This window comes from Qipengyuania sp. ASV99, from assembly GCF_047872805.1.
Classification (GTDB): Bacteria; Pseudomonadota; Alphaproteobacteria; order Sphingomonadales; family Sphingomonadaceae; genus Erythrobacter.
Window position 1 is genome coordinate 18,696 of sequence record NZ_JBLQUK010000009.1, and the last position, 20,878, is coordinate 39,573.

Below are 20,878 nucleotides of genomic sequence, written 5' to 3' on the forward strand. Positions count from 1 at the left end.
TTATCATGGCTGATGAAAACAAGGGCGGCTTTACCGCTCGTGAGGCGCTATTTTATCACGAATCGGGTCGCCCCGGTAAGATCGAGATCGTCGCAACCAAACCGATGACCTCGCAGCGCGATCTCAGCCTCGCCTATTCGCCGGGCGTCGCGGTCCCGGTCGAGGCCATCGCCGCAGACCCCGCGCTAGCCATGCGGTACACCGCCAAAGGCAATCTGGTTGCGGTTATCTCAAACGGCACCGCGATCCTCGGTCTCGGCAATCTCGGCGCGCTCGCGTCGAAACCGGTGATGGAGGGCAAGGCGGTGCTGTTCAAACGCTTTGCCGATGTTGATTCGATCGACATCGAACTCGACACTGAAGATCCCGAAGCGATCATCAACGCGGTCGCCTTGATGGAGCCGAGCTTTGGCGGGATCAACCTTGAGGACATCAAGGCGCCCGAATGCTTCATCATCGAAGCCGCGCTGCGCGAACGCATGAATATCCCCGTCATGCATGATGACCAGCACGGCACCGCGATCATCACTGCGGCGGGTCTGCTCAACGCCTGTTATCTGACCAACCGCAAGATGGAAGACGTCAAGGTTGTGGTGAATGGCGCGGGCGCGGCGGCAATCGCCTGCACCGCTCTGATCAAGGCGATCGGCGTGCGCCACGAAAACGTCATCATGTGCGACCGCAGCGGTCCGATCACGCCGGGCCGCAGCGGGGTCGATCAATGGAAAAGCGCCCATGCGGTTGCCACCGACGCCACCACTCTTGAAGAGGCGCTGAAAGGCGCGGATATCTTCCTCGGCCTGTCGGCAGCCGGTGCGCTCAAGCCCGAATGGGTCGCCGACATGGCGGACAAACCGATCATCTTTGCGATGGCCAACCCGACCCCGGAAATCATGCCCAACGAAGCCAAGGCCGTGCGCCCCGATGCGATCATCGCCACTGGGCGCAGCGATTTCCCCAACCAGGTCAACAATGTGCTGGGCTTCCCCTTCATCTTCCGCGGCGCGCTCGATGTGCAGGCGACCACGATCAATGAAGAAATGAAGGTCGCCGCCGCCACCGCGATTGCCGAACTGGCGCGCGAGCAGGTGCCCGAAGAAGTCGCCGCCGCTTACGGCAAGAACCAGAAATTCGGGACCGATTACATCATTCCGGCCCCGTTTGATCCGCGCCTGATCGAAGTCGTGTCCTCTGCCGTGGCCAAGGCAGCGATGGATTCGGGCGTCGCCAAGAGCCGCATCGACGATTTCGACGCCTATCGCGTGCAGCTGCGTTCGCGGCTCAATCCGACCACTTCAGTGCTGACCGGGGTTTACAACGAGGCAAAGAACAATCCCAAGCGGATGGTGTTTGCCGAAGCCGAAGAGGAAGTGGTGCTGCGCGCCGCGATCCAATTCCGCGATTTCGGCTATGGCGAACCAATTCTGGTGGGCCGGACCAAAGCGGTGATGGACAAGCTGCACCAGCTTTCGGTTTCCGATCCCGGCAGTTTCGACATTCAGAACTCGGCTGACAGCCCGCATATCCCGGCGATGGTGGATTTCCTCTACAAACGCCTGCAACGCCGCGGCTATACCGAGCGCGATGTGCGCCGCATGGTCAATCAGGAACGCAACATCTTTGCTGCGCTGCTGGTTGCGCTGGGTCACGGTGACGGGATGATTTCGGGCCTGACCCGCACCTATGCCCAGACCGTGCGCGAAGTGAATATGGTGCTCGATAAAAAGACCGATGCGCTGCCGTTCGGTATCCACATGATGATCGGCAAGAACCACACCACCTTCCTTGCCGATACGACGATCAACGAACGGCCCAACTCGGTTGAACTGGCCTATATCGCCAAGGAAACCGCCGCCGTCGCCCGCCGCATGGGCCACGAACCGCGCGTCGCGTTTCTATCCTATTCGACCTTTGGCAACCCTTCGGGCCAATGGCTCAGCAATATCCGCGAAGCGGTCGCGATCCTCGACCGCGACGGCTGTGATTTCGAATATGAGGGCGAAATGGCCCCCGACGCCGCGCTCAACCCCAAGGTGATGGCGCTCTATCCTTTCAGCCGCCTGTCGGCTCCGGCCAATGTGTTGATCATGCCGGGCCTGCAATCGGCGAATCTGTCGGCCAAGCTGCTGCGCGAACTGGGCGCGAACACAACGGTGGGACCAATGCTGATCGGAATGGAAAAGCCCGTGCAGATTGTCCCCATGACCGCCGCCGCACCCGATGTGCTGACGCTGGCGGTGCTGACCAGCGCGGGGGTGGTGGGCTGACGCAAAAAAGGCCCGGTCTGATGCCGGGCCCTTGTTTGCTTTCGGTCTGATGCGACCGATGTGTTTGGCGTTATGCGGCCATCGCTTCCTTGTTGACCTCTGCCACGGCGACACCGGTCATACGGACATCGCCGCTGCGGGTATTTTCGAGGCAGCGGCGCAGGGTTGCTGCATCACCGTCAAAGCCAAGCCGTTCGGCGAAGGCGGTCGCGGTACCGTATCCTGCCATCGCGTAGTGCGCCATGCGCTGATACTGGGCGATGATCGAGGCGTCGCGTACATCGCGATCTGCGATGTCGGCGTTGATCGCATGTGCCTTCGCTTCCTTGACGAGGCCTTCCATGCCCTTGCAGAATTCTGCTGTCGGATCGGCATCGCGGTTCCGGATCAGGCCCTTGACCTGCTCCATGCCCTGCGAAATGCCCTGGGCGCCGTCCGCGAGCGCGGTTTTCAGGTCGCGCGAGGTTGCCGTATCGTGCAATTGCTTGGTCACATCGAGCGCCTGCTTGTTGGCGCTGTAGATGTCCTGCAGCTGGTCGATATAGAGGTCGGTAAGAGTGCGGATAGTCATTGTGGTTCGTCCCTTCGTTCGAGTTGACGTATACCTAATCAATGCGCGGACCTTACCGATTGTTCCGAAAAAGTCTTTAAAATACCGATATATAAGACAGCGTCCGCGGTAAGCTCGGGCAAAATGTGGGCGCTATTTCAGGATCGTTTCGATTGGCACATAGTCCAAATCATACCCGAAATAGCGCGGGCTGAAGACTGCGAGTCCTGCTTTGCTGCGCCATAACGGGTCGCAGCGGAAGCCGAGCACAGCTACCTCCTGCCCTTTGGTGAAGTCGGGATTGTTGACCCCGTCGTATGTCACAAGGTCGATCACCGAGATGAGGTCGGGGCAGGTCGCGACTACTGCGCTGTCGCGTCGCGCGACGAGGTGTTCGTTCTTGTAGTCGCTCAGGAAAGTCTGGCCAGCGAACGCGCCGGTTCCGACAATTGTGACCTCTCCCATCAAAAATCCGTCCTCGTCGCGCCAGTCGAAATCGCTGACCGTGCCGGTGAACAGCAGGTAGCCGTCACCCGCCTTGCGCGCAGCCTCGATCGGGTCGCTGTTTACGGCCTTGGCTTCGCGCACCGCCGCACCGATCGAACGGGCGAGGGTGAGGCTGCCCTGCACCAGCGTTCCCGCACGCTTTGCCTGACGCCCGGTAATCGGGCTGTCGGTCACACCGCATTCCCGGCTCACAACCGCTACCGCGCGCAGGATATCCTCTGCGCGGGTCGGATCGCCGAGCTGGCCGACCACCATCTCATCCCCGAACGGGGTCGCCGCGCCGATTGGTGTGAGAGGGATGCCAGCGACCTTGACCGAATGCTGATTGATCTCGGGTACAGCGCGACCAACCGTATCGGCATCGAGCGCAGGAACGCCCAGCCGCGCGGCGATGGAGAGACCCTCGGCAAGGCTCAACGGCCCGATTTCCCCGAGGATTACGGCGGAGAATTTCTGTCCTATGTGCTTTTCGAGCGTCTCGAACGCGGCCTGGACGGGACTATCGATGCGCCCTTCGATTCCATCGAGCCGCGCCTGCATTGCGTCACTGGCCGGCGCGAGGCTCGCAAGGCCATACGGGCACGCAACCCGGTCGCTGTCGGACAGAGCGGTAACGGGCAGGGCAGAAAAACTAAGGCCTGCGGCTAGATCCCCGGCGATCAGGGCGCGCGCCTCGGCAAGGCTGCCCCCGCCCCCGGTGCCGAGATAGGAACTGCCGACCAGCGCGTCTTCGAGCGCTTCGGCATCGAGCGGGGCAGCGTCGTCGCGGACGGCCCGTGGCACCCCGCCGCCTTCACCCGGAGCAGTCTCGCGGCATGCCGCCAGCGCCCCAGTTGCGATTGCCAGTCCGCCAAGAAATTGCCGCCGTGATGCCATTGGAGCCCCTTTTTCCGGCGAGCTTGGCGCGCCGCTGCGGGGATTGCAATCACCGCCGCCGAAATCGGAAGTACCACACCTCATGGCCAAATACCGTGCGGGCCTTGTGTTCGTAGCGGGTTTCACACCAGCCGCTGGGGCGGTTCTGCCAGTCTGCGGGGCCTTCTGCGACCCATTCGAATGCGTCCGTATGGCGCTGCATCACCATCAGCGCGTGGCGCAGATAGACCGCGTGATCGGTGCCGAACCGAAACTCGCCGCCGGGCTTCAGCTTGGCGGCGATCATCTGCAGCGGCCCGTCGTTCATCATCCGCCGCTTGGCGTGGCGGGCTTTGGGCCAAGGGTCGGGGTGGAGCAGATAGACCATCGTCAGCGCGCCGTCGGGTATCCGCTCCAGCACACCTAGCGCGTCACCGTGATGCAGCCGCACATTGGCGAGCCGGTCATCCTCAATATGGGTGAGCGCCTGCGCCACGCCGTTGAGGTAAGGCTCTGCGCCAATAAACCCGTGATCGGGCAGCAGATCGGCGCGGTAGGCCAGATGCTCGCCCCCGCCAAAGCCAATCTCGAAATGCAGCGGCCGATCCCCATCCGCGCCATCCCCGAACAACCCCGCTGCCGTCACCGGCCCTTCGGTCGGGACGGCGATCCTGGGCAGCAAAGTGTCAACCAGCCCCTGTTGACGCGCGCGCAACGGCTTGCCCTGGCTGCGGCCATACAGCCGGCTGAGCGTGGTGGGATCGCCTTCCTTAAATGCCGTCATGCCGTGCCCGCTAGTCTGCCAAGGCGGGACCTGTCCAGATAAGAATATGGGGACCGCGGGTTGAGGGCACCGGACACATCCCTATAGAGCGGCGTAGATATGGAAGAACTCTCCCGCACATTCGCCGCGCAGCCGCTGTGGCTGCAATCCCTGATCGGCCTTGCTCTATTAGCGGCGGCCTCGCTGGCGCTTAATTATGTGCTCAAACATGTGATCCTGAGGCTGGCGGCCCCATACCTCGACCGCCAGACCAAGACGATCGACAAGGCGGCAACCTGGCTGGCCACCGCTGCGCCATTGCTGGTCGTGTCGCGCGGGATCGCGCTGGTCCCGCACCTGCCGCAAGAGGTTTACACTCTCGTTAGCAACACCGCACAGGCGTTGATCGTGATTTCGGTGGCGATGGCCATTGTCAAGTCGCTGACCTACGCCAACGAGCTGTACGAACGCCTGCCGCGATCACGCAACCGCCCGATCAAGGGGTTTGTGCAGGTTGTGAAGATCCTCGTTCTGTGCGGCGCGGCGATTATCCTGATCGCGGTGCTGATTGACCAGTCACCGCTGCTGCTGCTGTCGGGTCTTGGCGCGATCACCGCCGTGCTGCTGTTGGTGTTCAAGGACACGATCCTCAGCCTGGTCGCCAGCGTTCAGCTGACCACCAACGATATGCTGCGCGTCGGCGACTGGATCACCATGCCCAGCATGAGCGCCGACGGCGATGTCATCGACATCTCGCTGCATACGGTGAAGGTGCAGAATTTCGACAAGACAATCATCACCATCCCGACCCACCGGATGGTATCCGACGCCTATCAGAACTGGCGCGGGATGAGCGAAAGCGGCGGGCGGCGGATCAAACGGTCGCTGATTATCGACCAGAACAGCATCCGGTTCCTGACCGAGGTAGAGGTGGACGAGCTCAAGAAGTTCAAGATGCTCGAACCCTATCTGGCGGCCAAGCGCGAGGAAATTGCCGAATGGAACGCGCGCGAGCTATCGGGTGAAGACGCGCCGGTCAACGCGCGGCGGCTGACCAATATCGGCACTTTGCGCGCCTATATCACCGCCTATCTTGGCTGGCACCCAAGCATTGCCGAGGATTTCACCCTGATGGTGCGCCAGCTGGAGCCGGGTCCGCAGGGCATCGCGCTGGAGGTCTATTGCTTCACCAACACCACTTCATGGGGCATTTACGAAGGCATTCAGGCCGATATTTTCGATCATCTGCTGGCGATCATTCCGGCGTTTGGCTTGAGATTGTTTCAGGAGCCGAGCGGGCACGACATGGCGAGGGCCTTTGCCGAACCAGATGAATAGCAAAACGCCCGAGGCGCGAGGCCCCGGGCGTTTTTGGATTCCGGATCGATGAAAGCGTGGCCTACGCCGCTTCGGCCTGGCTGTCGGGATCGCGCAGCACATAGCCGCGGCCCCAGACGGTTTCGATATAATTCTCACCGCCGCACGCATGGCTGAGCTTCTTGCGCAGCTTGCAGATAAACACGTCGATGATCTTGAGTTCGGGTTCGTCCATGCCGCCATACAGGTGGTTGAGGAACATTTCCTTGGTCAGCGTGGTGCCTTTGCGCAAGCTGAGCAGCTCTAGCATCGCATATTCCTTGCCCGTCAGATGCACGCGGGCGCTGTCGACTTCGACCGTCTTGGCATCGAGGTTCACCGCCAGCTTGCCGGTGCGGATGACCGACTGGCTGTGGCCTTTTGAGCGGCGCACCACAGCGTGAATACGCGCGACCAATTCTTCGCGGTGAAACGGCTTGGTCACGTAATCATCTGCGCCAAAACCGAACGAACGGATCTTTGAATCCATCTCGGCGATCCCGGACAGGATCAGCACCGGGGTCTGCACCTTGGCGACGCGCAATTTCTTCAGCACGTCATAGCCATGCATGTCGGGCAGGTTCAAATCGAGCAGGATGATGTCGTAATCATACAGCTTGCCGAGGTCCAAGCCCTCTTCGCCGAGGTCGGTCGAATAGACGTTGAAACCTTCGGTGGTGAGCATGAGCTCGATGGCCTTCGCCGTTGTCGGCTCGTCCTCAATCAGCAGCACTCGCATGTGTGGTCCCCTAATTGCCCCGTATGGCGGACATCATGTGCGCGGTAACATCTCGATAAGAGACATTGCCCTCTATTAACCACACAAGGTCTGAACGGAAAAGGTTAATTTTGCGTAAACCCAGCAATTCCGGCGAGTCGCGCGGGCACTACGTAACGAATGGCGTGATGATTCGGCGGCAGGTCGGGGCCAGATCGGGATCGGTTCAGAGGCTTTCGAGCCGTTTGTGCCGCCGTCTTTGCGCGCTTGACCCGATCCCTGCGGCCTCGCGGTATTTGGCGACGGTGCGGCGGGCGAGGTCAAATCCTTCGGCCTTGAGCATCTCGACCAGCGCCTGATCGCTCAGCACCTTTTTGGCGTCCTCGGCATCGGTCAGCGCCTTGATCCGGGCCTTGATGGCTCCAGACGAGGCACCTTCGCCGTCACTTGACCCAACCCCGCTGGTAAAGAAATATTTGAGCTCAAAACAGCCCCGGTCGCAGTTCAGATATTTGTTGCTGGTGACCCGGCTGACAGTGCTTTCATGCATGTCGATTTTCTCGGCCACTTCGCGCAAGGTCAGCGGGCGCAGCTCGGATACGCCGCGGCGAAAGAAACCGTCCTGCTGCTTCACGATTTCGGCGGCGGTCTTGAGGATCGTCTTTTGCCTTTGGTCGAGCGCGCGGATGAGCCAATGCGCATCGGCGAGCTTTTCCTTGAGCCAGCCCTGCGCCTCTTCGCTGGGTGCACCGGCGCTGAGTTCGACATAATAGCTGCGATTGACGATCAGACGCGGCAAGGTGGCCTCGTTCAACGCGATGTCCCAGCCGCCGCTATCGTTCCGGGTGACCAGGACATCGGGGATCACCGCCTCACTGGTTACCGCGGCAAAGGCGAGGCCGGGCTTGGGATCATAGGAACGCAATTCGCGCAGCATGTCGGCAAAATCTTCGTCATCGACCTGGCAGATGCGTTTGAGCCGGGCGACCTCCCCCTTGGCAACCAGATCGAGATTGTCGATCAACGCGCGCATACAGGGGTCGTAACGGTCCGCCTCTTTCGCCTGCAGCGCCAGACATTCGGCCAGAGTGCGCGCCCCGACCCCGGTGGGATCGCACATCTGCACCACTTCAAGCGCATCCTCCGCCTGATCGAGCGTGATGCCGAGATCATAGGCGATGTCGCGCAGATCGGTGGTGAGATAGCCCGCCTCATCCAGCAATCCTGCGATGTGGCGCGCGGCGCGGACCTCGCCTTGATTGACCGCCAGCCCGCCGATTTGCCGATCAAGATGTTCGCTCAGCGACAGTTCGGCGGCGCGCGCGGATTCGATGCCCGAATAATCCTCCGCGCCCCCGCCCGCGCTGCCGGCCCCATCGCCAATCGCGCCGCCCCATTCAGCGTTGGCCCATTCCGCATCGCTATTGCGGGCACCATCGCCGCTGCTGCCGCCAACGCCGGGGTCGCCGTCACCCGTATCGCGGTCGCGGTCGAGCGCGCTGGTATCAATGTCGAGCGGGGCGTCGCCTTCGCCCTGACCCTGCGCAATCAATTGATCGGCGGTGAACTCCTCGCGCGGAACATCACTCTCGCCATCCGGCTCCCCGGCCTCTCGCGAGACCGCCCCCGCTTCGAGCAAGGGATTGGCTTCGAGCGCGTCGGCGATGAAGCTCTCAATTTCAAGATTGGAGGCCGCAAGCAGTTTGATCGCCTGCTGCAATTGCGGCGTCATCACCAATTGCTGGGATTGGCGAAGATCGAGGCGTGGACCAATTGCCATCGCAGCAGCCGTTAGAGCGTGAAGCTCTCGCCAAGATAAAGACGCTTTACGTTTTCATCCGCAACCAGCGCCTGCGGGGTGCCCGCAAACAGCACCTGCCCGCCATATATAATGCAGGCGCGGTCAACGATGTCGAGTGTTTCGCGGACATTGTGATCGGTGATCAGGACCCCGATCCCGCGCCGTTTCAAATCCTTCACCAGATCGCGGATATCGCTGATCGACAGCGGATCGATCCCGGCAAAGGGTTCATCAAGCAGCATGATTGAAGGCTTTGCAGCCAAGGCGCGGGCAATCTCGCAGCGCCGCCGCTCACCCCCCGATAGCGCCATGGCCGGGCTTTCGCGCAGCCGCGCAAGGCCGAATTCATCGAGCAACCGTTCCAGTTCGGCGGCGCGGGTGGCCCCGTCAGGCTCAACCATTTCGAGCACGCAATTGATGTTCTGCTCGACGGTCATCCCGCGAAAAATGCTGGTTTCCTGCGGCAGATAGCCCAACCCCAGGATCGCGCGCCGATACATCGGCAGATTGGTCACATCCTCGCCGTCCATCAGGATGCGGCCCGAATCGGGCTTCACCAGCCCCATAATCGAATAGAAACAGGTGGTCTTGCCCGCGCCATTGGGACCGAGCAGCCCGAGCACTTCGCCCTTGGCCACGGTCAGCGAAATGTCGGTCAGCACCGCGCGCTTGTCATAGCTTTTGGCGATGGAAATGACTTCGAGCCCGCCTCCGGGCAGCGGCGCGGAGGCATCAGCGGCAGCGGCGGACGCAGCGGCACCATCGACCGCCGCGTTGGATCCGTTTGCAACGTAGGCGGGATCGTCCAGAGAGGGTGAATCGCTCATGACGCCATGCCTTAGCATTGTCGGCTGCGCAGGAAAGAGCGCGATGCGACGTTTTGGCAAGATTTTTGCTTTGAGCACGCCTGTCTGCCAGTCATCGCAGCGCGCCAGTGATAAAACACCAGACTTTCCAGCAAGATGCGCGCGTTGCTCCCCCAGCGATTGTAAGATTGTTGCGGTATGGTTACGAAGCTTGCAAGTCTTCCCCGGTTTTGAGATACTCATATACAACTGGAAACCGTTGGGGAGCGGATTGATGCGAGAGCTGGCAAAGCACCAAAGCGTAGCGGGCAAGACCCGCGACTGGCGCAAGGCGATGAGCGATCATGTCGCCTACGCTCTCGTCATCTACACCATCTTGCAGATATTTCTCACGGTGAAGGCGCTCGGCGAAGGTTTCTCATCGCTCATGCCCTATTTTGCGCTGGTGGTGCTGGTGGCAGCGATCATTCCGCTGTGCCGCTGGTTTGAAAAGCGCTGGTCGCATCTCTCCGACGAACAGGCCGCCGACGAAGATTATGCCGCCGCGTTCCGCCGCGACACGATCGGTCTATGGGCGCTCGCGCTTTGTCTGCCGGTGGCGCTGACCGCGCTGTTCAAGACAATTTTCTAGCGGCTGAGCCTGAGGCGGGGCCTAAGCCTTGGCTTCCTTGGCCGCCCGCTCGATTGCTTCCATCACGATCTGACGCGCTTCGGCACGGTCGCCCCATTTGCCAATCCGCACCCATTTCTCGGCTTCCAAATCCTTGTAATGGGTAAAGAAATGCTCGATCTGCTGCATGATGATTGACGGCAGGTCCTTGGTCTCTCCGACGTCCGAATAATATGGGAAAGTCGTGTCGACCGGCACGCAGATCAGTTTTTCATCGCCGCCATGTTCATCTTCAAGATTGAGCACCCCAATCGGGCGCGAGCGCACGACGCAGCCCGGAATGAACGGTGAGCGCGCAATCACCAGCGCATCCAGCGGATCACCATCGGGGCTGAGCGTGTGCGGGACAAATCCGTAATTCGCCGGATAGCGCATCGGTGTGTGCAGGATCCGGTCAACGAACAACGCGCCCGAAGCCTTGTCGAATTCATATTTCACCGGCTCGCCCCCGGTCGGGACTTCGATGATGACATTGAGGTCATCGGGCGGATTGCTGCCAGTTGGGATCATGTCGATGCGCATTAAGGGTTCCTGCTAGTGATGATCGGCCCCTCTCCCAAAAGGCGTGCCCCCGCCGTTAGCGGCCTCTGGATATTGCGGCAAGTTCGAGTGTAGCCTAATCGCGGCCTCCATGAGCAAAAATACCCCCCAGGCCATTCGCGGCACCCAGGACATTTTCGGTGCAGAGGCCGAGGCGTTCGCCTTTGTGGCCGAAACCTTTGAGCGCGTGCGCAAACTCTATCGGTTTCGCCGCGCCGAATTTCCGGTGTTTGAAAAGACCGAAGTGTTCGCCCGCAGCCTTGGCGAGACGACCGACGTGGTGTCGAAGGAAATGTATTCGTTCGAGGATCGCGGCGGCGATTCGCTGACCCTGCGCCCCGAATTCACCGCCGGGATCGCGCGCGCTTACCTCACCAATGGCTGGCAGCAATATGCCCCGCTAAAGATCGCCACCCACGGCCCGCTGTTCCGCTACGAACGCCCGCAAAAGGGCCGCTATCGCCAGTTCCACCAGATCGACGCCGAGATTATCGGCGCGGGCGAACCGCAGGCCGATGTCGAATTGCTGGCGATGGCGGATCAATTGCTGAAAGAGCTGGGTATCGAAGGCGTCACCCTGCACCTCAACACGCTGGGAGACGCACAAAGCCGCGATGCATGGCGCGCGGCGCTGGTGGAATATTTCCTTGGCGTGAAGGATCAACTGTCCGAGGAATCGCAGGAGCGGCTGGAGAAGAACCCGCTGCGGATTCTCGACAGCAAAGACCCTCGCGACAAGCCGTTTCTCAGCGACGCACCCCGGATTGACGCCTTTCTGTCGGACGAGGCGCGCGCCTTTTTCGCCGCCGTCACCAGTGGGCTGGACGCCGCCGGGGTGAATTGGACGCGCGCCGAAAGCCTCGTGCGCGGGCTCGATTATTACCGTCACACCGCGTTCGAATTCATTCCCGACGAAGGCAGCGCCTCAGCAGCGGCTTTGGGAAGCCAAAGCACGGTGCTGGGCGGCGGGCGCTATGACGGGCTGATGGAATCGCTCGGCGGCGCGCCGACGCCGGCGGTCGGCTGGGCCGCGGGGATAGAGCGGCTGGCGATGCTGGTGGGGGTGCGGGAGGAAGCGCCGCTGGAAGCAATGGTGCTTGTGGAAGACGATTCAGGGCTGGGCGCGGCTTATGCGTTGCTAGCCCATCTCAGGACCGCAGGAATTGTCGCAGAGATCATGGCCACGGGATCACCCAAGAAGCGATACGAAAAAGCCGTAAGGCAGCAGCCGCGTGCAATCTTGCGGGTCAACGCATCGGGCTACTACGGGTTTTCAGGGGATGAACTTGATCCCAATGTGTCTGCAGCATTGCAGACCTACACATAGCAAATACGTCACCCTGAACTCGTTTCAGGGTCCATCGCGCCGCATCAACTGCGGCCCGAAGCCGCGCAATGGATGCTGAAACGAGTTCAGCATGACGAGCGTGGGAATGACGGTTGCGAAACGCCCGCTTTCCTACATCGCCCAATCTCCGCTATGACATCCTGACGTGAAGAAGGGCCCGAGGAAAAGAAAAAGCGTTGGAAAAGTGTCAACCGCGCCTTTTGACTGAAAACCTCTTGTTTACAAACACCTAACCCCCAAAACCCTGCTTGACACCCTGTCAAATGTGTCAAGCAGAAATGCCAGAGAACCCGCTTGACCATACCCGCCGAACGCCTTGACCAGATCACCCACCGCTTTGCCGAGCTGGAAGCGCGGATGGCGTCTGGCACGCTCGAAGGCGATGCTTTCGTGCAGGCCAGCCGCGATTATGCCGAGCTGGAACCGGTGGCAAAGCTGGCGCTGGAGGTGCAGGCGATGCGCGCCGAGATGGCCGATCTGGCGGACATGCTCGCTGACCCGGAAATGAAGGCCATGGCGGAGGAAGAACTCGCCGCGATCCGCGCTGCAATCCCCGAAAAAGAACGCGCGCTCGCCGTGGCGCTGCTGCCGCGCGACAGCGCCGATGCCAAGCCAGCGATGCTCGAAATCCGCGCTGGGACGGGCGGCGATGAGGCGGCCTTGTTCGCGGGCGACCTGTTCCGCATGTACGAACGCTTTGCCGCCGAACAGGGGTGGAAAGTGGAGCCGGTCAGCATGAATGCCTCCGAGGTTGGAGGCTTCAAGGAAATCGTCGCCAATGTTGCCGGGACCGGCGTGTTCGCCAAGCTGAAGTTTGAAAGCGGCGTTCACCGGGTGCAGCGCGTGCCCGCGACCGAAAGCGGCGGGCGCATCCACACATCTGCCGCGACAGTCGCGGTGCTCGCAGAGCCGGATGAGGTCGACGTGCAGATCGAGGAAAAGGACCTCAAGATCGACGTCTACCGGGCCAGCGGCGCGGGCGGCCAGCACGTTAACACCACCGATTCGGCGGTACGGATTACTCACTTGCCGACCAACACCGTGGTCACGTGTCAGGACGGCCGCAGCCAGCACAAGAACAAGGAAAAGGCGATGCAAGTGCTGCGCACGCGGCTCTATGATGCGCAGCGCGAAGCCACTCAGGGTGCCGAAGCCGAAGCGCGCAAGGCGATGGTCGGCAGCGGCGACCGGTCCGAACGCATCCGCACCTATAATTTCCCGCAAGGCCGCGTGACCGATCACCGGATTGGATTGACCCTGCACAAGCTGGAAGAAGTGCTCGCCGGGCCGGGGCTTGCCGAACTGGTCGACGCGCTGATTTCCGAGGACGAGGGCAAGCGGCTGGCGGCGCTAAGCGAGTGACGGGCAGCGTGACCGTCGCTGAAGCCATCCGCGCCGCTGCAACACGCCTTGCCGCCACCAGCGACACCGCGCGGTTTGATGCCGAATTGTTGATGGCGCAGGCGCTGGGGATCAGCCGGTCGGACATGCTGCTGCGGGCGATGGGCGCGTCTGTGCCCGAGGGCTTTGCCGCGCTGATCGAACGCCGCGCCGCGCATGAACCGGTCGCCTATATTCTGGGCCATCAGGAATTTTACGGGCGCGAATTTCGCGTGACGCCCGATGTGTTGATCCCGCGCGGGGATAGCGAGACGTTGATTGCGGCGGCGCTGGAGGTGGCCGCAGATGCCGCGCTGGTGCTCGATCTGGGAACGGGATCGGGGGCGTTGCTGGTAACCGCGCTGCTGGAACTGGGCGCTGCGCAGGGCGTCGGCACCGACAGGTCGCAGCCCGCGCTGGATACAGCGGAGGGCAACGCGCGCCGCCTCGGCCTTGGGGCAGAGCGCGCGCAGTTTCGCCGCCTCGACTGGCGCGCGGCAGGCTGGGCAAAGGAGCTGGACAGGTTCGACCTGATCCTTTGCAATCCGCCCTATGTCGAGGATGCGGCCGAGCTGGCGCCTGATGTGCGCGACCATGAACCGGCAGGCGCGCTGTTTGCCGGGCCGGACGGGCTGGATGATTACCGGATCCTGATCCCGCAGCTCCGCGCTTTGATGAAGCCCGGCGGCGCGGCGATATTTGAAATTGGTTTCATTCAGGGCGATGCGATCACCGCGCTGGCTCAGGCCCACGGATTCCACGCGGAACTGCGCCATGATCTTGCAAATCGACCACGCGCTGTGGTTCTTTGGTAACGAAATTGCGGCAAAACGCCGGTTGGGCTTGGCAAATGCAATCAGGCTCGCTAATTCGGGTGCAGACCTGCCGAAGGGCGCGTGATGCGCAGATCGGTGAGGTCAAGCTCCGAACTACTGTCTGAATTGACCATGCGGGTCACACCCTTGGTCTGTCCTGAACGGTTGCGCCTTAACTAAGTGGGCGTTTTGAAACTAGGATCAATTCGGGGTCCACTGGCCAGAGAGGCGCGCTTTGACAGATCGCCTGAGCCACGGATGAGGATAAATTTCCTTTGAATAACAATCGTAATACAAACAATCGGCGACGCGGCCGGGGCAATCGCAACAGCCAGGGCGGCGGCGGCGGCAATCAGCTGAACCGGATTGACAGCCGGGCGCGCGGCAATGCGCCGCAGATGCTCGACAAATATAAGAAGCTGGCTCAGGACGCGCAGCACAATGGCGACCGTGTGCAGATGGAATATTATCTGCAATTCGCGGACCATTATTTCCGCGTGATCGCCGACAACAAGGCGCGTCAGGACGAAGCGCGCGGCAAACGAGGCGATGGCCGCAGCGAAAATCGCGATTCGTCGAATGACGACGACGACGGTTACGATAGCGATAGCCGTAGCGATGGGCGCAATGATGGGCGGAATGACAACCGCTCTGACGGTGGTCGTTCTGACGGAAACCGCTCCGACAATGTCCGTTCTGAAAGTGGACGCGGGGAGAGCGATCGCTCTGACAGCAGAAACGCCGGCAACCGCCGTGCGCGCGGTCGCCGCGACAATCAGGACTATGATGATTTCGATGGCGGCAGCGAACGCTCTGGCGGCATGGACACCGATAGTTTCGATGCCGACGACGCCCGCGATTATGATGATTCCGACGCACGGTCAGATACGCGGGCCGATTCGCGGCCAGATGCACGGACCGAATCGCGGCCCAAACGCACCGCCCGCAAGCCCAAGGCCGAAGCCTCTGACGAGACCCCGCGCCGCAAGCCGCGCAGCCCCGTTCGCGCGAAAGCCCGCGCAGGGTCAGACCCGAACGGCGCCGAAACAAACGGCAAATCGGGCAAGGGCGGCGGTGAGATAGATTCCGCCGTGCTTCCGCCCGCAATTGGCAGGGCAAGCCGCGACGCTGACGACAATCTCGAAGCCGTCGGTTAAGCCGGTCTGACAGGCGGCTTGTTCGCAGATGGCTGGGGCGTCGATGGCCGATCAATCGCTGACTCCGGGATCAGGTAGGGCCGCTGAACTCGCCCGCCGATGGCAGACAGTCGCAGCGGCGTATCCGAGTCTGGTCGCCGCCGGACTGGGATTGATAACGGCCTGCGGATACCCGCCGCTGCACGCCTGGTGGATTGCTCTTCCGGCGCTGGCGCTGCTGGTCAGCCATATCAGCACCGCGCCGAATTGGCGCAGCGCCATGTGGCGCGGGTGGCTGTTCGGCTGGGTCCATCTGACACTGGCGAACAACTGGATCGCAACCGCTTTCACCCATCAGGCGAAAATGCCCGAAGTTCTTGGCTGGCTTGCGGTGCCGCTGCTCTGTATTTATCTCGCGGCCTATCCCGCACTGGCCGCGCTGGCGGCGCATCTGGCGGCGAAGCGCGCGGGACCGCTGGCGTTTGGAGCAGTCTTCGCCGCAGCGTGGATCGTGACCGAATGGCTGCGCAGCTGGGTGTTCACCGGCTATCCGTGGCCTCCGCTTGGACTGATGCTGCTAGGCGGGTGGGATGCGCAGGGTCTGGCGAGCCTGCTGCCATGGATGGGCACTTACGGCTTGTCGGGGCTGGCGTTATTCACTGCGAGCGTCCTGCTCGCAGTAACATTGGCGCATCGTTGGATCTCGGCGGTGGTGTTCGCCTTGCTGGTATCGGGATGGATGATAATCCCTTACCTTCAGGTCACGCCGCCAAATGACGGCATTCGCTACACCCTTGTTCAACCGCTCATCCCGCAAAGCGAGATCAACGACGGCTCCAAGTTCGAGGCGCAATTTGAACGGCTTGCGCAGCCCACATTGGCAGGGCGCGATCAATCTCGCGTGGTGCTGTGGCCCGAAGGCACTTTGCCCGACTATCTCGAAGACGGCTACCCGCAGCGTTACTACGACCGAATGACCTATGCGCAGGACCCTGTGCTAGCACGCCAACGGATCGGACAGGTCATCGGTCCGCAATCGACATTGCTGACCGGCGTGGTCAACCTCAATATGGCCGAGCGCGCCGATGGCACAGTCGGCGCTGTCTCGGCGCGCAATTCGGTGATTGCTCTGAATGGAGCAGGCGAGATCACGCACCATTATGCCAAGGCGCATCTGGTGCCTTACGGGGAATACCTGCCGCTGGAATGGGCGCTCGAACCTTTGGGACTGGCGCGGCTTTCGGCGGGTGCGATCCCCTATATCCCTGGCCCTGGACCGCGAACACTCGATCTGGGAGCACATGGCCGCGCTGGGGTGCAAATCTGCTATGAAATCGTGTTTTCCGGGCAGGTTGCGGACCGCAATGATCGCCCCGACTATATCTTCAATCCCTCCAATGATGGCTGGTTCGGCAGCTGGGGCCCGCCGCAACATCTGGCGCAGGCACGGATGCGCGCGATTGAGGAGGGACTGCCGGTGCTTCGCTCCACCACCACCGGCATCAGCGCGGTGATCGATGCGCGCGGGATCGTGCGACAGAACATTGCCAGCGGGATAGCGGGCAGTGTCGAGGGAACCATTCCCGCCCCCCTGCCACCAACGCTGTTTGCCAGGCTGGGCAATGCTCTGCCGCTGATCTGGGCGGCGCTGATGGCGCTGATGGGATTTGGCCTGCCGAGATTGCTTGCGCTGCGGTCAGCGCGCGGCTAGGGGCACATTACACACATAAAGGTTTCCTTATATCTGCATAAGGGGCCGCACGCCAAACGAAGTCAAGCCCTCGGAGACACCATGCGCAGCAATTATCTCTTCACATCCGAAAGCGTTTCCGAAGGGCATCCGGATAAAGTTTCCGATCAGATTTCCGACGCTATTGTCGATCTGATGCTGGCCAAGGACCCCGAGGCGCGAGTTGCCTGCGAGACCATGACCACCACCCAGCGGGTTGTGCTGTCGGGCGAGATTCGCTGCAAGCCGATGTATGATGACAACAACGAAGCGTGGAAATTCAACAGCTATTGGGCACCTGGTGCGCGCGACGAGATTGAAGGCGCGGTGCGCCGCACGGTCAAGGAAATCGGCTATGAACAAAGCGGATTCCATTGGGAAACGCTGACGTTTGAAAATCATCTGCACGGCCAATCCGCTGAAATTGCGCAGGGCGTCGATGCAGGGGCCGAAGGGTCGAACAAGGACGAAGGCGCAGGCGATCAGGGCATCATGTTCGGTTTTGCCTGCGATGAAACGCCAGACCTGATGCCGGCGACGCTGGATTACAGCCACAAGATCCTTCAGCAGCTGGCCGCCGACCGCAAGGATGGCACCGCGCCCTTCCTGGAACCCGATGCGAAGAGCCAGGTGACGCTGCGTTACGAAAACGGCCAGCCAGTCGCCTGCACCGCCGTCGTTGTTTCGACCCAGCACGCAAAGGGCTATCACGAAGGTGACAAGGAAGCTGAACTCAAAGCCTATGTCAAAACAGTCGTAGGCGGGATTCTTCCAGCCAATTTCATCACTGATGCGACTGTTTGGCACATCAACCCGACCGGCGCGTTTGAAATCGGTGGGCCAGATGGCGATGCCGGGCTGACAGGGCGCAAGATCATCGTGGACACCTATGGCGGCGCATCCCCGCATGGCGGCGGCGCGTTTAGCGGCAAAGACCCGACCAAAGTCGATCGCAGCGCCGCCTATATTACCCGCTATCTGGCGAAAAACGTGGTTGCGGCTGGACTGGCCAAGCGCTGCACCATTCAGATTGCCTATGCCATTGGCGTGTCAGAGCCGCTTTCACTGTACGTCGACACCCACGGCACCTGCGCCGAGGGCGTGAGCGATGAAGCATTGGAAGATGCGATCCGCAGCATCAGCAGTCTGGGCGGCCTGACCCCGCGCGGCATCCGCATGCATCTGGGCCTCAACAAACCGATTTACCGCCAAAGCGCTGCCTATGGCCATTTTGGCCGGATCGCAGAGGGCGATTTCTTCCCATGGGAACGCACCGATCTGGTCGACGAATTGAAAGCGATATTCGCCTGATAAGGCGCGGATGATCTGTTAAGGGCGTAAGGAGATGGCCATGCCTCCACCTCCTCATGCTGCGGGTAAGAGCCGGATTGTCGAACTCGACGCGTTGCGCGGCGCCGCGGTGGTCGGCATCGTCTGGATGAATGTTTATAATTTCGCCCTTCCGGCTCAGGCCTATTACAATCCGATAGTCTGGGGCGGCGGGGCCGAGCTCGACCGGATGGTCTGGGCGGTCAGCTTTGTTTTTATCGAAGACAAGTTTCGGACGTTGTTTGCCATGCTGTTTGGCGCGGGGTGTTTGATCCTGCTTGAACGATCAGGCGAACGCAGATGGCGGCCGCATTCTGCCCGGATGGCGGTGTTGTTTGCAATTGGTCTTGCGCATTCGGTGCTGCTGGCCAGCAATGACGTGCTGCGCGCCTATGCGCTTGCCGGATTTGCGCTGCCATTCCTGGCGCATCTATCCGCACGCGAGCTCTATGCCATCGCTATTGGACTGGTGGCGGTGCATTTTGGTGCGGGCATGATCGTGTTTGGCAGCGCTGTTGTCGATTTTCTAGCAGGGAGAGCGGGCAGCGACGCAGCCCTGTTTGCGGAGCGCAATTTTGGCGCTGATGAGGCGGCGGTGCGATACACTTACGCGCTTGGGCAGGAAGGGTTAGCCGAAAGGATTGCCCGGCGCTCTGCCAATATCCCAGATCAGATCACCGTCATTGCCGCCGCCGTACCGCTCAATCTGGCGGCGATGACGCTTGGAATGGGGCTTTGGAAGAGTGGGATGCTCAAGGCCGAATGGCGCACCTTTCGGTTGCAAAGGCTGGCTGCGATCTGCGCATTGGCTTCAATCCCGGTGCTGTTGTTGCTTGCGTGGTGGACAGCGGATAGTGGCTTTCCCGGGGCGCTCGCGGGTGCCGGTTCGCTGGTGCTGTCGGCCCCCTTCGATATGCTATTGGGAGTGACTTATGCCTCACTTGCGATGGCTTTTTTCCAGCCCGGTGGGCCGGTGACACAGCGCTTGGCCGCGACGGGGCGGTTGTCGCTCACGAATTATCTGATGACGTCGGTGATTTTGGCCGCGATCTTTGCGACTTGGGGGCTCGGCCTGTTTGGCGAAGTTAGCCGCGCCGGTGCCTTTGCGCTCAGTTTTGTGCCGATTGCCTCCATGATCGCGTGGTCCCCGCATTGGGTTGAGCGTTTGGGGCAAGGACCGTTCGAACGGCTGTGGCGCGCCGGTGGCCGGTGGCTTACATGAAACGGCAAGACGGGCGTCCCGGAAACGGGCGCCCGTCTTTCAAATGCTTATAGGAATCAGGCTTCGGTTCCGGCCGCCCTTGCAGCCCATTGTTCCTCGCGGAACCATTCGCCGACCTTGCGTCCGAACTTGGCAATCGCATTCATGTTGAAGAAGTGCATCAGGCCAAGCGCGACGACAACGATACCGACCTTGCTCGACAGGAACTGGACCGCTTGCAGCGCAGTTTCGGGCGGAGCGCCAAACCGCAAAGTTAGCAGGATCCAGCCAAGGTTGACGAGATAGAACCCGACCACCAGCAGATGATTGGTAGACGCGGCGAGCAATTGATCATGTCCAAAGCATTCGGTCAGAAAGACATAGCCATTCCTTGATAGCGTGCGCGCAACCCAGATGGTGAGGGCGATGCTAATGAGAAGGTAAGCGCAATAGGATGTGAGAGCGTACATCTTTATCTCCTGTTATTTCTGTAATTAACGAAACTTGTAATCGCAGGCCTTTCTCATTCGGTCTTCCTTGTGCTGTTGGGAAATGGGTTAGGAGGTGCCGCCCGAGCCGGGCAGGAAGCGGGCGATGCCGCGCCCCAGCTTCATCAGGCGGACCAATGTCGGTTTGGGCAGACCGCGAACATCCGCATACCAGCCTGTCAATGTGTCGATAAAGCTGTGCATCCGTCCGATCCGCTCCCGCACGTGGACCGGCACGTCATTGCGACCATCCAAACTTTCCGCCAATTCACCGAGAAATTGAATGGTCGGATCAAGTTCGCGTTTCTTGCGCTCCGCTGCGATCCGCATCAGCATTTCCCACAGGTCGGTTTCCGCGACGAAGTGATCGCGCCGATCCCCTTCGACATGGACTCGGCGCACGATGGAATAGGATTGCAGTTCCTTGAGCCCGTTCGATACGTTTGACCGCGCCAGGCCCAGCGTCTCGCAGATTTCCTCGGCATGAAGCGGACCATCGCTAAGATAGAGCAGTGCGTGAACTTGCGCGACCGAACGGCTAACGCCCCACTCGGTCCCCATCTCGCCCCAATGAAGGATGAAGGATCGCACCTCTGGAATGTCGAGCAATCTGGTCACG

General features: G+C 61.0%; 19 protein-coding genes. 10 read left to right on the plus strand and 9 right to left on the minus strand.

Annotated features, from left to right (window positions below; translation table 11 throughout):
* Positions 1-5 precede the first annotated feature (5 nt).
* Positions 6-2,267 (plus strand): NADP-dependent malic enzyme, encoded by a 2,262-nt coding sequence (locus tag ACM64M_RS10940; RefSeq protein WP_416228723.1) that lies wholly within the window; start codon positions 6-8, stop codon positions 2,265-2,267.
* A gap of 70 nt (positions 2,268-2,337) precedes the next feature.
* On the opposite strand, the gene ACM64M_RS10945 is transcribed toward ACM64M_RS10940, so the two are convergent.
* The 3 genes from ACM64M_RS10945 to trmB all read right to left on the minus strand — a co-directional run bounded on the left by ACM64M_RS10945 (position 2,338) and on the right by trmB (position 4,963).
* Positions 2,338-2,838, minus strand: coding sequence for a DUF892 family protein (locus ACM64M_RS10945; RefSeq protein ID WP_416228724.1), 501 nt, complete (start codon positions 2,836-2,838; stop codon positions 2,338-2,340).
* Between the two features lie 132 nt (positions 2,839-2,970).
* A complete protein-coding gene (locus tag ACM64M_RS10950; protein ID WP_416228725.1) occupies positions 2,971-4,200 on the minus strand; it encodes a DUF917 domain-containing protein in 1,230 nt (409 codons plus the stop codon).
* A 49-nt stretch (positions 4,201-4,249) separates the two neighbouring features.
* Entirely contained in the window at positions 4,250-4,963 is a 714-nt protein-coding gene (gene trmB, locus ACM64M_RS10955) for a tRNA (guanine(46)-N(7))-methyltransferase TrmB (RefSeq protein ID WP_416228726.1), read from the minus strand.
* 99 nt (positions 4,964-5,062) lie between these two features.
* Between trmB and ACM64M_RS10960 the strand changes: the two genes are divergently transcribed.
* A complete protein-coding gene (locus ACM64M_RS10960) occupies positions 5,063-6,280 on the plus strand; it encodes a mechanosensitive ion channel family protein (RefSeq protein WP_416228727.1) in 1,218 nt (405 codons plus the stop codon).
* A 61-nt stretch (positions 6,281-6,341) separates the two neighbouring features.
* On the opposite strand, the gene ctrA is transcribed toward ACM64M_RS10960, so the two are convergent.
* From ctrA to lptB, 3 genes are all read right to left on the minus strand, one after another.
* Positions 6,342-7,037, minus strand: coding sequence for a response regulator transcription factor CtrA (gene ctrA, locus ACM64M_RS10965; RefSeq protein ID WP_416228728.1), 696 nt, complete (start codon positions 7,035-7,037; stop codon positions 6,342-6,344).
* Between the two features lie 205 nt (positions 7,038-7,242).
* Positions 7,243-8,796 carry an RNA polymerase factor sigma-54 gene (gene rpoN, locus ACM64M_RS10970; RefSeq protein WP_416228729.1) on the minus strand — a complete coding sequence of 518 codons (1,554 nt, stop codon included), beginning with the start codon at positions 8,794-8,796 and terminating at the stop codon, positions 7,243-7,245.
* A gap of 11 nt (positions 8,797-8,807) precedes the next feature.
* The gene (gene lptB, locus ACM64M_RS10975) at positions 8,808-9,644 is read right to left on the minus strand and encodes an LPS export ABC transporter ATP-binding protein (RefSeq protein ID WP_416228730.1); all 837 of its coding nucleotides are present in this window, start codon (positions 9,642-9,644) and stop codon (positions 8,808-8,810) included.
* A 253-nt stretch (positions 9,645-9,897) separates the two neighbouring features.
* Between lptB and ACM64M_RS10980 the strand changes: the two genes are divergently transcribed.
* Positions 9,898-10,254, plus strand: coding sequence for a hypothetical protein (locus ACM64M_RS10980; protein ID WP_416228731.1), 357 nt, complete (start codon positions 9,898-9,900; stop codon positions 10,252-10,254).
* 21 nt (positions 10,255-10,275) lie between these two features.
* Here ACM64M_RS10980 and ppa read toward each other — a convergent pair whose 3' ends face one another.
* On the minus strand, positions 10,276-10,815 hold the full coding sequence (gene ppa, locus ACM64M_RS10985; protein WP_416228732.1) for an inorganic diphosphatase: 540 nt from the start codon (positions 10,813-10,815) through the stop codon (positions 10,276-10,278).
* 109 nt (positions 10,816-10,924) lie between these two features.
* Here ppa and hisS point away from each other — a divergent pair, with 109 nt between their 5' ends.
* The 7 genes from hisS to ACM64M_RS11020 all read left to right on the plus strand — a co-directional run bounded on the left by hisS (position 10,925) and on the right by ACM64M_RS11020 (position 19,792).
* Positions 10,925-12,160, plus strand: coding sequence for a histidine--tRNA ligase (hisS, locus tag ACM64M_RS10990; RefSeq protein ID WP_416228733.1), 1,236 nt, complete (start codon positions 10,925-10,927; stop codon positions 12,158-12,160).
* 315 nt (positions 12,161-12,475) lie between these two features.
* Positions 12,476-13,543 (plus strand): peptide chain release factor 1, encoded by a 1,068-nt coding sequence (gene prfA / locus ACM64M_RS10995; protein ID WP_416228734.1) that lies wholly within the window; start codon positions 12,476-12,478, stop codon positions 13,541-13,543.
* Positions 13,544-13,551: 8 nt separating this feature from the next.
* On the plus strand, positions 13,552-14,376 hold the full coding sequence (gene prmC, locus ACM64M_RS11000) for a peptide chain release factor N(5)-glutamine methyltransferase (protein ID WP_416228735.1): 825 nt from the start codon (positions 13,552-13,554) through the stop codon (positions 14,374-14,376).
* Between the two features lie 275 nt (positions 14,377-14,651).
* Positions 14,652-15,533: a DUF4167 domain-containing protein gene (locus ACM64M_RS11005; protein ID WP_416228736.1), complete on the plus strand. Its 882-nt coding sequence runs from the start codon at positions 14,652-14,654 to the stop codon at positions 15,531-15,533.
* A gap of 28 nt (positions 15,534-15,561) precedes the next feature.
* Positions 15,562-17,223 (plus strand): apolipoprotein N-acyltransferase, encoded by a 1,662-nt coding sequence (gene lnt / locus ACM64M_RS11010; protein WP_416228737.1) that lies wholly within the window; start codon positions 15,562-15,564, stop codon positions 17,221-17,223.
* Positions 17,224-17,304: 81 nt separating this feature from the next.
* Complete coding sequence (metK, locus tag ACM64M_RS11015) at positions 17,305-18,552, plus strand: methionine adenosyltransferase (protein ID WP_416228738.1); 1,248 nt, start codon at positions 17,305-17,307, stop codon at positions 18,550-18,552.
* Positions 18,553-18,592: 40 nt separating this feature from the next.
* Positions 18,593-19,792 (plus strand): DUF418 domain-containing protein, encoded by a 1,200-nt coding sequence (locus ACM64M_RS11020; protein ID WP_416228739.1) that lies wholly within the window; start codon positions 18,593-18,595, stop codon positions 19,790-19,792.
* Between the two features lie 56 nt (positions 19,793-19,848).
* Here ACM64M_RS11020 and ACM64M_RS11025 read toward each other — a convergent pair whose 3' ends face one another.
* Both ACM64M_RS11025 and ACM64M_RS11030 read right to left on the minus strand, forming a co-directional pair.
* Complete coding sequence (locus tag ACM64M_RS11025) at positions 19,849-20,241, minus strand: hypothetical protein (protein WP_416228740.1); 393 nt, start codon at positions 20,239-20,241, stop codon at positions 19,849-19,851.
* An 87-nt stretch (positions 20,242-20,328) separates the two neighbouring features.
* The gene (locus tag ACM64M_RS11030) at positions 20,329-20,877 is read right to left on the minus strand and encodes a GbsR/MarR family transcriptional regulator (RefSeq protein WP_416228741.1); all 549 of its coding nucleotides are present in this window, start codon (positions 20,875-20,877) and stop codon (positions 20,329-20,331) included.
* Position 20,878 lies beyond the last annotated feature (1 nt).

Bases quoted from the DNA above. Each gene is read 5' to 3' on its own strand.
- trmB (WP_416228726.1), bottom strand. From the start codon at position 4,963: ATGACGGCATTTAAGGAAGGCGATCCCACCACGCTCAGCCGGCTGTAT.
- ACM64M_RS11020 (WP_416228739.1), top strand. From the start codon at position 18,593: ATGCCTCCACCTCCTCATGCTGCGGGTAAGAGCCGGATTGTCGAACTC.
- ACM64M_RS10980 (WP_416228731.1), top strand. From the start codon at position 9,898: ATGCGAGAGCTGGCAAAGCACCAAAGCGTAGCGGGCAAGACCCGCGAC.
- ACM64M_RS11025 (WP_416228740.1), bottom strand. From the start codon at position 20,241: ATGTACGCTCTCACATCCTATTGCGCTTACCTTCTCATTAGCATCGCC.
- lnt (WP_416228737.1), top strand. From the start codon at position 15,562: ATGGCTGGGGCGTCGATGGCCGATCAATCGCTGACTCCGGGATCAGGT.
- ppa (WP_416228732.1), bottom strand. From the start codon at position 10,815: ATGCGCATCGACATGATCCCAACTGGCAGCAATCCGCCCGATGACCTC.
- ctrA (WP_416228728.1), bottom strand. From the start codon at position 7,037: ATGCGAGTGCTGCTGATTGAGGACGAGCCGACAACGGCGAAGGCCATC.
- lptB (WP_416228730.1), bottom strand. From the start codon at position 9,644: ATGAGCGATTCACCCTCTCTGGACGATCCCGCCTACGTTGCAAACGGA.
- ACM64M_RS10950 (WP_416228725.1), bottom strand. From the start codon at position 4,200: ATGGCATCACGGCGGCAATTTCTTGGCGGACTGGCAATCGCAACTGGG.
- rpoN (WP_416228729.1), bottom strand. From the start codon at position 8,796: ATGGCAATTGGTCCACGCCTCGATCTTCGCCAATCCCAGCAATTGGTG.
- metK (WP_416228738.1), top strand. From the start codon at position 17,305: ATGCGCAGCAATTATCTCTTCACATCCGAAAGCGTTTCCGAAGGGCAT.
- ACM64M_RS10960 (WP_416228727.1), top strand. From the start codon at position 5,063: ATGGAAGAACTCTCCCGCACATTCGCCGCGCAGCCGCTGTGGCTGCAA.
- ACM64M_RS10945 (WP_416228724.1), bottom strand. From the start codon at position 2,838: ATGACTATCCGCACTCTTACCGACCTCTATATCGACCAGCTGCAGGAC.
- hisS (WP_416228733.1), top strand. From the start codon at position 10,925: ATGAGCAAAAATACCCCCCAGGCCATTCGCGGCACCCAGGACATTTTC.
- ACM64M_RS10940 (WP_416228723.1), top strand. From the start codon at position 6: ATGGCTGATGAAAACAAGGGCGGCTTTACCGCTCGTGAGGCGCTATTT.